Origin of the sequence: Alcanivorax profundi, from assembly GCF_003597125.1 — a bacterium.
Taxonomy (GTDB): Bacteria; Pseudomonadota; Gammaproteobacteria; order Pseudomonadales; family Alcanivoracaceae; genus Alcanivorax; species Alcanivorax profundi.
The window spans coordinates 169,123-182,070 of the sequence record NZ_QYYA01000003.1 but is presented as its reverse complement, the minus strand read 5'-3'; the positions used below and the strand labels follow the sequence as shown (position 1 = coordinate 182,070).

Genomic DNA, 12,948 nt, shown 5'->3' with positions numbered 1-12,948 from the left:
ACCACTCGCATTCAGACTGAGCGAATACATGCAAAAAGACAAGGCAACCGCCTGGACCCTGGATCAGTTCCCGGTCCCCGAAAAAGACGGCGAACGCCGCTTTCACGATTTTGATCTGGACCTGCGCCTGATGCGCGGGATTGCCGATCTTGGCTTCCAGTATTGCACCCCCATTCAGGCCGAGGTGCTGGAACACACCCTGGCCGGCGCCGACGCCATTGGTCGCGCCCAGACAGGCACCGGTAAAACCGCCGCCTTCCTGCTGACCGTCATCAACGATCTGCTCAAACACCCGCTGGAAGTGAAACGCTACGCCGGTGAGCCCCGCGCATTGATCGTCGCCCCTACCCGCGAACTGGCGATGCAAATCGAAAAAGACGCCAAAGGGCTGGCGAAGTACACCGACCTGCAGGTCATGAGCGTGGTCGGCGGCATGAACTTCAACCGCCAACAGGAACGCCTGCAAAGCCGGGAAATCGATATTCTGGTTGCCACACCTGGGCGCTTGCTGGATTTTGCCAAACGCCGAGACCTGTGGCTCGACCGGGTGGAATTTTTGGTTCTGGACGAAGCCGACCGCATGCTCGACATGGGCTTTATTCCAGACGTGAAGCGTATTGTCAGCATGACGCCACGCACCAAATACCGCCAAACCCAGCTGTTCTCGGCCACCTTCAACGACGATGTCATGAACCTGGCCCGTCGCTGGACCCAGGACGCCGAAGTGGTAGAAATCGAGCCGGCACAGGTCACCACTGAGCGTGTTGAGCAGAAGGTCTATATCACCAACACCGACGACAAGTTCAAGCTGCTGTACAACCTGATTACCGGCATGAACATGGACAAGGTGATCGTGTTTGCCAACCGTCGGGATATTACCCGCCGCATCAACGACCGCCTGCACAAGAAAGGCCTCAAGGTTTCGATGATCTCTGGCGATGTGCCCCAGAACCAGCGCATGAAGACACTGGAGCGCTTCCGCTCCGGCGACCTGCAGGTGCTGATTGCCACCGACGTGGCCGGGCGAGGCATCCACATCGACGGCGTGTCCCACGTGGTGAACTACAACCTGCCGGAAGACCCGGAAGACTACGTGCATCGTATCGGCCGTACAGGTCGCGCGGGCGCCAGTGGCATGTCCATCAGCTTCGCCTGTGAAGACGATGCCTTCCTGCTGCCCGAACTGGAAAATGCCATCAGCATGAAGCTGGAATGCGAATACCCTCCAGCAGACTTGCTGCAGGAACGAGAGGAAAACCATGCCTGAACGGATCAGCCCTGCGGAAGGCAAGGCCCGCTTTGATGACGGCAACGCCCTGTTCGTGGACATCCGCGATCCCGCCAGCTTCGCCGCCGGGCACCTGCGCGGGGCTATCCACCTGAGCAATGCCAACGTGGATCAGTTCCTCGCTGACACCGGCCGGGAGCGTCCCCTGGTGATCTACTGCTACCACGGCAACAGCAGCCAGGGCGCCGCTGACTGGCTGGCCGAACAAGGTTTTCAGGCCGTGAGTCTGGATGGCGGCTACGACATCTTTCGCCAGCAATTTCCAGAGACTCTCGAGGAAACCGCCTGATTGACGTGGGTGGCAAGCTCCCCGCCTGCAGGGCAATCTGACCTGAAACCAGATCACCCTGCTCGGCAGTCCCCTGCCTCTGTCACAGTGACGAATCAGAAGCGGTAGCCCAAGCCGACCATGTACACCCATGGATCGATTTCCACATCGATCTTGTCTACCCGGGCATCATTGACGTACAACCGGGCCTCGGTATCGATATCGATATTCCAGACGCTCACGTTGAACAGCCAGTTATCATTGATCGCCACATCCGCCCCGACTTCCCAGGCAAAGCCCACGGAATTACTGAGCTTGACGTCGGCATCAGCGCCACCCAGCAACGGACTGACAACCGCATCATCAATAGAGTCATCAAAAAAGAGCGTGTAGTTGATACCCGCCCCGAGATACGCCCTTACCGGGCCAACCGACGGCGCGTAATACTGGGCAAGCAAGGTCGGAGGTAAATGACTGGTTTCACCAATCACGACACCGCTGCCACCGGTATCCAGAATAATGTCATGGGTAAATGGCGTCGCACCTACCAGCTCTACCCCAATGGCGTCGGTCACCATATAGGCAAAAGTCAGCCCCAACTGGGTATCGTCGTCCACGTCCACGCCCAACCCGCCCACGACGGGCAAGGCAGAATCGAACGTCTCACTACTGACATCGGGATCAACCTGAATTGCCCCAAAACGTACAATGAAATCCCCTGCTTCATGAGCCAATGCGGGTCCTGCCGCCATCAAGGCGACCAGAGCCATCGCGTTTTTTCCCTGTCCTCGCAGCTTCATATTTTTCCCCTTTCGTTAGCACTATTCTGCTGTGGCGCCTGCATCCCACTCTCACTGAGGCTGGACATCATTGAACGCCACAAGCAGCCAATGGGCATTGCGCTACGTCAATATGGCAAGCGAAAACAGCCGCAATCCCCTGCCCCCGGTGCCGCAACCACTGCTGGACGTAACTGGTCTGCAAGCCAACGGGGACGTCCCCAGAATAGGCAGAGAAAACCAATGCATGCTTATGCGTATCGACAAAATGAAGCGAATGGAGGATCAACGGTTCTTGAACGAAAATCACCCAATCTGACACATTCGCACTAGCGCCCTGATTTCACGTCAACCCAGTTACATACACATCCAGCGTGATAGCGCAGTATAGGAAGCCATCATTGCGACCACCCTGCGCCCCACGCTGACTCGCAGGCCGCACACCAATAACAAAGAGATATTCATCATGGCTTCAAGCTCTCTGATCAACGCATTGCGTGACGCCCACAAGACTCACCTGACCCAACAACTGCAGGCTCCCGAACACTGGCAGGCGATGATGAGCCAAGCCAGCGCCCTGCTTACCGATGTGCCGCTGGGAAAGCTGGTTGACGCCGACAGCCTCTGCCAGGTGGTGGATGCCTGGCTGCAAGACGCCCTGAGCGCCCAGGGACTTCAGCAAGTCGTCACCGATGTCACCCTGGCCGTCTGGGACGCTGCCGAACGCGATGATGCCACCCTGGGCGAGCTGCTGCGCGAAGAACACTTTGAAGCCATTCTCGAACAGGCTCTGCAACTGCAAACCTTGCGAGAAAAAGCCGTACATGCCGCAATGAACCATCCTCTGGTCAGTGAGATGGTGAGCGAGATGCTGTACACCGGCATCAAGAACTTTCTACTGGAAGAAAATGCCCTGGCCAAGCTGCCAGGCGTCAGCAGTGTGATGAAGATGGGCCGCAAGAGTGTGGTCGGCAAGGCTATGGGCGGCATGGAAGAATCCATCCGTACCTATCTTCAAAAAAATATTCGCGTCACCCTGAAAACCGGCGAGCAGTGGCTGAATAAACAACTCACCAACGAGCGCATCGAACAACTTGCCCGAGACGGTTACCGTCGGGTCGCCCCACTAAAGCCCGCTGACTACCTGGCCCTGGTTCCCAAGGCCACCATTGGCGACGTCATTGAGCAAGGCTGCCTCATCGGTGACGAAAGCGCCCGGCTGGATTACACCCGTCGCCTGGTCGGTGTCGGTATTCGGGCCGCCGTGGATTCTCTGAGCCAGCTGCCCCTCAAGACCCTGCTGGAAAACATGCAGATCAGTGAACAACGGGTCCACGCCATCACCACACCCGCGCTCGCCAAAGGTGCCTCTTTATTGGTAGAACAAGGCGTTCTGGAGCCGTTCGTGGAATGGGTGGTGGAGGATTTTTATGGGTCGGAGGCGTGCAAAAAAGTTGTTGAGACAGTTAACAGTTAATAGTGAACAGTTAACAGCGACGCGCATTGGCATTGCTGTGCGCTGAGAGTACAGAGGCCGCGCCCAAGGTCTGGGCGCGGCCTCTTTCATTGGTGAAAAGAAAAAATTTACCGCGAGTATTTCGCTGTTAACTGTTCACTATTAACTGTTAACTAGAGGAACGACTCCGCATATTCCGCCAACAACGATCTCGGCACGCCATTCAACTGCACCGACCCGCCATGGACAAAACGCTTGAAGCGTTCGGTCATGTAGGTAAGTCCGGAGCTGGTGGGCGAGAGGTAAGGGGTGTCGATCTGGGCCAGGTTGCCCAGGCACACCACTTTGGATCCTTCGCCTGCCCGGGTGATGATGGCTTTCATCTGATGGGGGGTCAGGTTCTGGCTTTCGTCGATCAGGATCAGGGACTTCTGAAAGCTTCGGCCACGGATGTAATTCATCGCCTTGAACTGGATATTGGCGCGCTCTTTGACGTACTGAATGCTGCCCGTGGGATTCTCATCGTTCAGGTGCAGGGCTTCGATGTTATCGTTGATCGCCCCCAGCCAGGGATCCATCTTCTCTTCTTCGGTGCCTGGCAGAAAACCATGATCTTCAGCCAACGGTGGTGTGGAGCGGGTGGCGATAATCTTGTTGAAGCGCTTTTGCTCCACCGTCATTTCAATGGCCGCTGCCAGCGCCAGAATCGTTTTCCCCGAGCCCGCCGCCCCCGTCAGATTGACCAGATGCACATCCGGGTCGAGCAATAATTGCAGCGCAATGGCTTGCTGGATGTTCATGGGCTTCAGTCCCCATGCCTCCTGCTCCAGCATGCTGTCTGCCTTGTAATGCTTCAGGGTCACCACCCCGTTTTCGATATGCATGACCCGGCCGACAAAGCCTTGCTCATCAATGATGTACTGGTTGGGATAGACCTCTTCCCCCAGAATCTCGCTCACCAGCAAGCCGTGGGAGAGATAATGCAGGGTATCCGGTCCGTCCTGCTCGGTTTCCACCTGGGTCACCTGGTCCCAGAACGAGCCGGGCACCTCAAAATAGCCCCGGGTCAGTTGCTTGATATCCGTGACCAGCTGATCGTTGTGGTAGTCCTCGGACTCGATTCCACAGGCCCTCGCCTTGAGGCGCATGTTGATGTCCTTGGTCACCAGGATAAAGCGTTCATCCGGGGCCTGGGCCTTCATGGCGACCACATCGTTGATGATGCGGTTATCGTTCAGATGATCCGGCAGGGGGGCCTTGATGTCCTCCAGGCTCGACATGAGTACCGTGAGGGTGCCCTGGGTTGAGTTATCCGGGCCGCGCGGAATGGGAATCCCGGCCTCCACCTGTTCCGGCGTAGCGTGACCGAGCACCTTGTCGATTTGGCGAATAGCCGCCCGGCAATCGGCGGCGGTATGCGACTTACCGCTTTTCAGCTTATCCAGTTCTTCCAGCACCGTCATGGGGATCACCACGCGGTGCTCTTCAAAGTTCAACAGGGAGTTGGGGTCGTGGATCAGGACGTTGGTATCGATGACGTAGGTTTTTTTCTGTTCTTGCTCGATGGTGCTGTCGTTCTGGCTGGCGCTCGCGTAGTGGCTGGTGGAAAGGGTGTGGAGTCTGGCCGCGCGCTCTTCCATGCGTATCCCCTGTGCCGTTAAACGGTACGGTTGCGTTGGTTTGGCGGCATTCGGTGAGCGTCAGGTCTGAAATTGCGAGAGTGACGCCTGCCCCCTGCCGCCCTGGTTTTAAGCCTTTTGGCGGTTCAGTTGCATTCAGCTGTTAACAGCTTTTGATCGCGATCACTCCCGCAGAGGCGGGAATGGAATTACCATAACCCAGCTTTTCGAAAGGGATCAATAGCCCTCCTTGAAAACTTTTGCCTTTTCTTTTTCCGTTCTGTCCATTTCATCTGTCCGCTAAACTGGTGAACATCAAACATCGCATAAACGGTAAATCAATCTTATGTCTCTGGATCACCCTCAGGTAATGATGCCCCCGCCAGCGCTGTATCTCGGCGGCCTGTTAATGGGCTATGGCATCGACAGGGCAATTCATTTCCCGGCTGTCCAATTCCCCGGCAGCGTATGGCTGACCAGCCTGCTTGCTGTATTCGGGCTGTTACTGGTAGTACTCGCAGCCCTCCAGTTACGACGGGCGAGGACAACCCTCATGCCTCACCGCGCGGCAAGCACACTGCTGACAACGGGCGTTTTCGCAATGAGCCGTAACCCGATCTATCTTGGCTTCAGCCTGCTGGCCATCGCCGCCGCGCTCAGCCAACACAGTACAGGCATGCTTTTGATGCAGCTCCCGGTGCTTTGGGTCATACATTCACACGTGATTGCCGCAGAAGAAGCGTTTCATGAACAGCAGTTTGGTGAGGCCTGGCAACAGTACCGTAACCGCACTCGACGCTGGCTCTAACCTGAATTCGTTCACAACCCGGTCCCTGCTTGAGCCACAGTGGCGGCTCAAGCTTGCCGTTTTGCAATCGCATGTGACGAGATCCGAAATGGCCAGGCACCAACGTGCTGGCGCGTGTATCAGGCGGCAACCAACCCACGCGGCGATAGAGCTCGGCAACCAGCTCTGAGCAGAACCAACCGCGCCGGTCCGGCTTCCGCTGGAAGGCGGTCAAAACATCAATGGCATTACAGAGCAGGTAATTCTTGTAAGGACGATGCAGCAATCGCCTGACCAAACGCTGCAGCAGCCTGTCCTGACGGTCAGAAAGATCAGGCCCAAGGCGACGGCGCACGGCAACGGATCCGGGATAATCCGCCAACTTGCTGGAAAGGAATACCAGTGACACCCCCGCGACAGGTTTCCCCAGTCGAATATCTACCGACTCCCCCAACGTGGTGGACTCCAGCACCAGAGGTTCGCTGCATTCCGGCAGTCGCACCACCATGCCAATGTGGCTCCAGGGGCTTCGGGTAAACAACCGAATAACCTCACTGGTCACCCCGCGTCCGGAGAACAGCAGTATATCGCCGGTCCGTAAGGTAAAAGCAGAATCCAGAGTGGATGCCATCGCAGACGTTCCCAGGTTTCTGATCGTTCCCGTTGAGAGCACGCTATGCCTGCCGAATGACAGATCGCTGACAGGATGGTCACGGTTTGGTGAAGGCGCTTCCCGTTTTCTCTGCATCCAGCTTTAGGAGCCTGCCTGCAAACCCTCCAGGTGACAGCGAGGCAAAGGTGTCAGAAGGGAGTTTCGAGTAACGAGCTGCGAACCACTAAAAGATGACTACCGGTTTTGCCTCTCGAAACTCATCCCTCGCCTGGCCTCGGCTCGCTATGCAAGCATAGTTATTCGCTTCGTAACGCCCTTCGGGACCGCCCTGCGTGCGTTATCCCGCTGCACGACTCTCCTGCGGAGTGCTCGGGTTAGTTTTAGGCGCAGAACTCAACGATAACGAAGGCATTTCCGTTCTTCTAAAAAACCCCTGAACGATTTTGCGTTTTCCATTCCAACCGAGCTTAAGCTCGTAGCGTGCCGCCATCGTCACATTTCTGTTACCTCCTTGCGGTAACCTTTTCGACACTTTTCGCTCCAGCCCACCCCGCCTATGGAAGAACGACTCTACCTGCTGCAACGCCATCTGCCGGAACTGCTCGAGCTGGAATCCCTGATCCGGCATGGCAAACGGCATTTGCGGGTCAGTACCGTTCATGACGTACCCATGGGAAAGATCAGCCTGCCCATCAAGGTTATCGAGATGGGTTCCACCGCTCCCCGGGCTCCGGTGATTGGTTTTTTCGGTGGCGTTCACGGCGTCGAACGGATTGGCAGCCAGGTTCTGATGTCCTGGCTGCACAGCCTTATCCATCGCTTGCAGTGGGATGATCAGCTCCATCGGCGACTTGAGCAGGTGCGGCTGGTATTCATGCCAATGATCAACCCCGGGGGTATCTGGAACCGCACCCGCAGCAATCCCAATGGGGTTGATCTGATGCGCAACGCCCCGGTGGATGCCATGGGCAAGGTACCGTTTCTGGTAGGTGGGCATCGCATTTCCCGCCATCTTCCCTGGTACAGAGGCAAGAGTGGCGATCCCATGGAACCAGAAGCCCAGGCTGTAGCCAGGGTAGTGCAGGAAAAGTTGTTTCCCGCGCCTTTCTCCATGAGCATTGATTGCCACAGCGGCTTTGGGCGCCGGGACAGAATATGGTGCTGCTATGCCCGTAGCCACAGGCCCATTCCACACATCGGCGAGGTCTACCGGCTTAAACAAACCCTGGAGGGCACCTACCCTCATCATCACCCCTACCTGATTGAACCTCAGTCTGTTAACTACACCACCCATGGCGACCTGTGGGACTACCTCTACGATGACGCTCAAGAGAAAGCACCAGCGCATACCTTTCTGCCCTTTACGCTGGAAATGGGCTCCTGGCTTTGGGTGCGCAAGAATCCCCGGCAAATGCTCGATTTCTTTGGCTACTTCAACCCGGTGATCTCCCACCGTCATCATCGGGTACTACGCCAACACCTGCCGTTGTTTGAGTTCCTCACCGCCATGACAGCCAATGCTGGCAACTGGCTCCCCTCAGCAAGTGAACGCAAAACGCTGGCACATCAGGCGATACAGCACTGGTTCCATCACCAGGCATGAGGCTTCGTGAAGCTGGCCCTGCATTTGCATTAATTCGGTGCACACAGTTGGGTCATTCGGCTCACTGGCTTACACTTGCCCAAACCCGATTCAGGAAATTTAGGTATGAAACGATTCGCTCCGGCTCTGGTGCTGGTCCTTGCAGGCTGCCAGAACTTTGGTTATCAGGCCCCCTACGGTGACGACACAGCCCAGATCACCTTTACCAGTAACGATACCGCGGCCCAACCGGCTATCTGTGTCCCGGGCAAGGGCTTCCAGTCCACCGAGTACTCTATCGCCCAGAAACCCATGGGCGGAGACGCGCTCAACGACTTGCTTGAGACCATGAAAAAGAGCACGGAAGTGACCACCACTCTGGCCCCTTCCAGCCAGACTCGGGTCGGTATCATCTACAACCAGAAGCATCCCAACAGCACCCAGCGCGACCGCTGCCGGGTCGCACTGCAATTCGAGGCCGTTGCTGGCGAGCACTATCAAGCAGTGTTCAATTACAGTCAGGCACAGTGCGGACTGTCCATTACCGATAGCCAGGGCCAGTCGGCCGATGCCGTCCGGGTTGACTGGGAATGCCCATAAGCAACATACCAACTTGGTGCACCGCACAATAACGGTGCACCAATACCTCTATTGCAGCCTCTTTACATCCCTTCCTTCTCCCCAAAAAAACAGCAACCCTCTGTTTTAAAAAAGAAAACAAAAACTGGCACGCTCTCTGCAATAGCTTATGCGAGCCTGATAGGCGGTGCGCCACTAGCGCACACTTGAACAATTAAGACTTGTTAAGAGGGTTGCACATGAAGAACGTATTTGGTCTGAAGAAAACGGTTATCGCCTCTGCGGTTGCAGCTGCCAGCGTAATGGCGCCTGCCATTGCTGCTGCAGAAATCAGCGGTAGCCTGGGCATTGCCAGCATGTACCTGTGGCGTGGTCAGGACGTGTCTGCTGGTACTGCAAACGTTTCCGGCAGCCTGGATTTCACCACCGACGTAGGTCTGTACGCAGGTACCTGGGTATCTTCTGCAGGGACTTCTGTTAATTCCGAAGGCACCACTTCTACTGAAACTGACTTCTACGCCGGTTTTGGTGGCGAAGCGGGCGGTCTCAGCTACGACCTGTCCTACTGGACCTATGTTTACCCGGAAGATGATGTAGGCGCAGGTGAACTGGCTGAAGTCATTGCAAGTGTTGGCATGGCAGGCTTTAGCCTGACCGGTTATGTCAGCGCCAACAACCTGAGCGATTCCGACGAGGAAAACTTCGGCGATGACCTCTACCTGACCCTGGGCTACGAGTACGACAAGTTTGGCGTACTGGTCGGCACCTGGGATCTGGACGCTGACGATGCTAACTACACCCACGTAGATCTCAGCTACTCCCCGATCGAAAACCTGACCTTCACTGTGTCCAAAGTCGTCGACAGCGACGAGTTTGCGGCAGTGACCGATGATCAGGATCCGCTGTTCGTGGTTGGCTACAGCTTCCCGCTGTAATCACACTGCACGAATCTGGGGCGGCATACATACGCCGCCCAATGTTTCAACGCCGCGGGGCTCTCCCTGGTCCTCGCAAACACGCAAGCAACCCCGCGGCGTCTTTTTACTCAGGCACAGCCCTGCACCACAATGACTCCTCTGATCACCGCCCTTCGGAAAAGTAAACCACCAGCACATCATGATCCGACACCGGTGAAACCCCTTTTGACCCATACAGTTTTTGGTATCGCCCCGCATTCCCGCGGCTCACGGCGACCCTTTCCACACTGTCTTCGAGCGAAACGGAAATCCAGATGTGATCCAACGCCTGTGGTCGACAACGATATCGATAGCTAAAGCGTTCATTCTCAGGCAGTCGATCCCAGACGTTAACCAGCTTTGCGGACCGGAAACGGTTGTAGCTATCGGAAAACCGGCCTTTGCCCCAACTACTGTTAAAGTCGCCAGCCACTATCACGCGACGGTCTCTGTTTTCACGAACCCAATGCGCCAACCGCGAAGACTGCTGCCGGCGCTTCTGGTAAACACGAGCGGATCCCAGATTTCTGGCGCTACGCATATGCACTGCAACCAGGTCCAGCGCCAGGGGTTTGGCCAACGCAATGTGCAGCGGTGGCCGGGAGTAAAGCGGGCCCCTTTGAAACTGCTCGTTCGCATACAGTGCGGCAACCGAATCGACTTGAATCGGCTCGCGGTACAACAGCCCGACATCCATCCCGGAAGGGTCATTGCCTTCGATGAGGACAGAAAAATAACGTAAACCTTTAGCCCGCAAACGCTGTGCCAGGGAATCCAGCAACGCCTTGTTCTCTACTTCTTGCAGCACCAGAGCATGCGGGGCCTTCAAGTCCTCGGCGATAAATTCCGAAATCGAATCCAGCCGATCTTCAACCAAAGCGACTGGCAAGGCATCGTCCAGATCCGATTCACGAGTCGCATCACGAAGACGCCACAAATTCAGGCTTGCCAGTGCCCACTGCCCCTGATCAGCTTCGGGCACACCTCGTGGAGCGTCCAGATCCCCACAAGCCGCGGCGGCAGGTAAATGGCCTACTAGCAAAAGTGCTGCAATCAGCTTTTTCATTCCGGCAGTCTACGTGCCAATTGGCATCGGCAACAGAGGAGATACTCTCGTTTAAAAGTACGAAATAGGCGATCGGGACGACACAGAAACGGCGTCGGTTGGAGAAAAAAGGGGCTGCGCCCTCTGATCGCGGAGGGCGCAAGAAGCAACAATCAGGGTCGGAAAACCACCTTCAGGTCAGACGTCACATCCGCCTCGTCCATGTAGCCGATAAACTTTCGGTCCGACCCCACCAACAGCGTCATCTCCCTGTCACTGGAGACTTCCCGGGGAGGCATGCCACGACCAGTGAAAATCATGCGCGCCCAGTAGCTTTTCATCTGCTCTACCGACTTCCCCATGACTTGCTGGTAGAACACCTCTCGATGGCTGGCGGCCACAGGCAAATCCAGCGGTTTCACAGATATCTCACCAACACGATTGAGTTGACCGTTGAAAATTTGACGCACTTCATTGCGCGTCAACCCTCCCAGATCACTGTTTTTGGAAACCACCACTACGATGCCGGCCTGAGCAAAACCGGTGAGGAGCAGAAACGACACAACTAAAATACTTTTCATTTTTTCCACTCCCTAGAAAACCAGATCCATGCTCAGACGCACCACACTGGCATGATCGTTTTTCAACGCACCACCATCCGTCACCACAAAAAATCCATTGGTGCTTACGTCTTCGTCCGAAAAGTCGTAGTAGTAGCTGTACTCCCCCTTAAGAGAGATGGAATCGGTCAAGGAATAACGAAGTCCTGCGGTCCAGCTTTTCTGACGCTCCGCCAACCCATTGTTAAGTGCCTGCGGCAGCTGTTCGTCGAGCTCATCCGGGTACACTGCGGCCCAGGTCACGAGCGGCATCCATTTGCCCAGATACTTGCCCACGGAAACATAACCGCTCTCGCTGCTGGGATACCAGTTACTGAAACTCAGACGTGCCACTTCCGATGCAAAAAACCAGCTGCCGTTGTCATATTGCAAACCCAGACCGGCAAAGTAGGTATAAACATCATCCAGTGTCAGACCGAGCAACGGTGCAGGCGGCACAAGTGCATCAAGATCGTCCTGGGGAACCGTCACTGAGGCGCCGGAATAAGAAGCGCGGACACTCCAATCCTGCCACCGGCTCGTCAGGTTAATCCCGCCAAGATCGTCTGCCTGGAAGTTGGCGTTGCCAGTTCGAGGTCCGCCATCCACGGTACTGGACCCCCAGAACACTGCCAGCCTGTGGGACAGCCCACCGGTATTGAACGACCAGGCGGTTTCAATCCCTTCCATGGTCTTGATCGGCGCGAGCTGATAAACCTCGGCGGGAGGAGTTACCCAAGGATAGGCATACCCCACATCCACATACTGAGAGTGCATGTAAAACGGCGCCACAATCCTGCCAGCCTTGATGGCCACCGTATCTGTCAGGTCGTAATCCAGATAGCCCCATTGAATCTCGGCGTCAAAATCGTCTTCGCCAGAAGCGAACAGTTGAACCACTGCCTCCGCACGATCATTGATACGCGCATTGAACTGAATCCCCGCCCGGGTCAGGGCATCGTGGCTCCAGTCACCATCTGCACCATCAATATGGCTTGCCTCGCCAGTGGTGGTGTCGGCATTTGCCTGACTCATTCCCGCAGAAATGAAACCATTGATGCGAATGCGTTCGTCCACGGACGATCCAAATTGCTGGCTCTCCAGTTGGCTCAGACGACGCTCGTATTGTTGTAATTGTAGTTCAATATCAGGGTCAGGCGTTTCCGCCTGCACACCGACACTCACCATTGGCGCCGCCAACGCGGCAAACACGATGCGTTTCATGACTCTCCCATGCCTTGACTAATCCATAGGGATTAAACGTAGCTACGACGAAAGCATGGCATTATCCCCGATTGTCACACAGCTTCAATGGTCCGATGGGGCCGCTTTGCGCACAGGAAACGCTTCGCAGTCGGTGGATACCTCCATATCAAA

General features: G+C 55.9%; 12 protein-coding genes. 7 read left to right on the top strand and 5 right to left on the bottom strand.

The genetic code is table 11. The features are described from left to right. Positions 1–28: 28 nt before the first annotated feature. Positions 29–1,267, top strand: a complete 1,239-nt coding sequence (rhlB, locus tag D4A39_RS10810) for an ATP-dependent RNA helicase RhlB (protein WP_022986869.1) — start codon at positions 29–31, stop codon at positions 1,265–1,267. Beyond that, positions 1,260–1,577 (top strand): thiosulfate sulfurtransferase GlpE, encoded by a 318-nt coding sequence (gene glpE, locus D4A39_RS10805; RefSeq protein ID WP_022986868.1) that lies wholly within the window; start codon positions 1,260–1,262, stop codon positions 1,575–1,577. The genes rhlB and glpE overlap by 8 nt, the downstream gene beginning before the upstream one ends. Before the next feature lie 95 nt (positions 1,578–1,672). On the opposite strand, the gene D4A39_RS10800 is transcribed toward glpE, so the two are convergent. Further along, positions 1,673–2,356: an OmpW/AlkL family protein gene (locus D4A39_RS10800; protein ID WP_119918094.1), complete on the bottom strand. Its 684-nt coding sequence runs from the start codon at positions 2,354–2,356 to the stop codon at positions 1,673–1,675. A gap of 445 nt (positions 2,357–2,801) precedes the next feature. Between D4A39_RS10800 and D4A39_RS10795 the strand changes: the two genes are divergently transcribed. Further along, entirely contained in the window at positions 2,802–3,812 is a 1,011-nt protein-coding gene (locus D4A39_RS10795; RefSeq protein WP_119918093.1) for a hypothetical protein, read from the top strand. Positions 3,813–3,964: 152 nt separating this feature from the next. Here D4A39_RS10795 and D4A39_RS10790 read toward each other — a convergent pair whose 3' ends face one another. Beyond that, the gene (locus tag D4A39_RS10790) at positions 3,965–5,431 is read right to left on the bottom strand and encodes a PhoH family protein (protein WP_022986865.1); all 1,467 of its coding nucleotides are present in this window, start codon (positions 5,429–5,431) and stop codon (positions 3,965–3,967) included. A gap of 349 nt (positions 5,432–5,780) precedes the next feature. Between D4A39_RS10790 and D4A39_RS10785 the strand changes: the two genes are divergently transcribed. From D4A39_RS10785 to D4A39_RS10765, 4 genes are all read left to right on the top strand, one after another. Continuing rightward, positions 5,781–6,218 (top strand): methyltransferase family protein, encoded by a 438-nt coding sequence (locus D4A39_RS10785; RefSeq protein WP_233552466.1) that lies wholly within the window; start codon positions 5,781–5,783, stop codon positions 6,216–6,218. Positions 6,219–7,366: 1,148 nt separating this feature from the next. After that, entirely contained in the window at positions 7,367–8,413 is a 1,047-nt protein-coding gene (locus D4A39_RS10775; protein ID WP_022986863.1) for a M14 family zinc carboxypeptidase, read from the top strand. Positions 8,414–8,518: 105 nt separating this feature from the next. After that, the gene (locus tag D4A39_RS10770; RefSeq protein ID WP_022986862.1) at positions 8,519–8,992 is read left to right on the top strand and encodes a hypothetical protein; all 474 of its coding nucleotides are present in this window, start codon (positions 8,519–8,521) and stop codon (positions 8,990–8,992) included. A gap of 218 nt (positions 8,993–9,210) precedes the next feature. Further along, entirely contained in the window at positions 9,211–9,906 is a 696-nt protein-coding gene (locus D4A39_RS10765; protein ID WP_022986861.1) for a TorF family putative porin, read from the top strand. Between the two features lie 145 nt (positions 9,907–10,051). Here the strand turns inward: D4A39_RS10765 and D4A39_RS10760 are convergent, their stop codons facing one another. From D4A39_RS10760 to D4A39_RS10750, 3 genes are all read right to left on the bottom strand, one after another. Beyond that, positions 10,052–10,993: an endonuclease/exonuclease/phosphatase family protein gene (locus D4A39_RS10760; protein ID WP_119918092.1), complete on the bottom strand. Its 942-nt coding sequence runs from the start codon at positions 10,991–10,993 to the stop codon at positions 10,052–10,054. Positions 10,994–11,145: 152 nt separating this feature from the next. Further along, positions 11,146–11,553 carry a type 2 periplasmic-binding domain-containing protein gene (locus D4A39_RS10755; RefSeq protein ID WP_119918091.1) on the bottom strand — a complete coding sequence of 136 codons (408 nt, stop codon included), beginning with the start codon at positions 11,551–11,553 and terminating at the stop codon, positions 11,146–11,148. Between the two features lie 12 nt (positions 11,554–11,565). Further along, positions 11,566–12,795, bottom strand: a complete 1,230-nt coding sequence (locus D4A39_RS10750; RefSeq protein ID WP_119918090.1) for a hypothetical protein — start codon at positions 12,793–12,795, stop codon at positions 11,566–11,568. Positions 12,796–12,948: the final 153 nt, after the last annotated feature.

Excerpts from the sequence above, each read along its gene's own strand:
- rhlB (WP_022986869.1), top strand. The coding sequence starts at position 29 with ATGCAAAAAGACAAGGCAACCGCCTGGACCCTGGATCAGTTCCCGGTC.
- glpE (WP_022986868.1), top strand. The coding sequence starts at position 1,260 with ATGCCTGAACGGATCAGCCCTGCGGAAGGCAAGGCCCGCTTTGATGAC.
- D4A39_RS10800 (WP_119918094.1), bottom strand. The coding sequence starts at position 2,356 with ATGAAGCTGCGAGGACAGGGAAAAAACGCGATGGCTCTGGTCGCCTTG.
- D4A39_RS10795 (WP_119918093.1), top strand. The coding sequence starts at position 2,802 with ATGGCTTCAAGCTCTCTGATCAACGCATTGCGTGACGCCCACAAGACT.
- D4A39_RS10790 (WP_022986865.1), bottom strand. The coding sequence starts at position 5,431 with ATGGAAGAGCGCGCGGCCAGACTCCACACCCTTTCCACCAGCCACTAC.
- D4A39_RS10785 (WP_233552466.1), top strand. The coding sequence starts at position 5,781 with ATGATGCCCCCGCCAGCGCTGTATCTCGGCGGCCTGTTAATGGGCTAT.
- D4A39_RS10775 (WP_022986863.1), top strand. The coding sequence starts at position 7,367 with ATGGAAGAACGACTCTACCTGCTGCAACGCCATCTGCCGGAACTGCTC.
- D4A39_RS10770 (WP_022986862.1), top strand. The coding sequence starts at position 8,519 with ATGAAACGATTCGCTCCGGCTCTGGTGCTGGTCCTTGCAGGCTGCCAG.
- D4A39_RS10765 (WP_022986861.1), top strand. The coding sequence starts at position 9,211 with ATGAAGAACGTATTTGGTCTGAAGAAAACGGTTATCGCCTCTGCGGTT.
- D4A39_RS10760 (WP_119918092.1), bottom strand. The coding sequence starts at position 10,993 with ATGAAAAAGCTGATTGCAGCACTTTTGCTAGTAGGCCATTTACCTGCC.
- D4A39_RS10755 (WP_119918091.1), bottom strand. The coding sequence starts at position 11,553 with ATGAAAAGTATTTTAGTTGTGTCGTTTCTGCTCCTCACCGGTTTTGCT.
- D4A39_RS10750 (WP_119918090.1), bottom strand. The coding sequence starts at position 12,795 with ATGAAACGCATCGTGTTTGCCGCGTTGGCGGCGCCAATGGTGAGTGTC.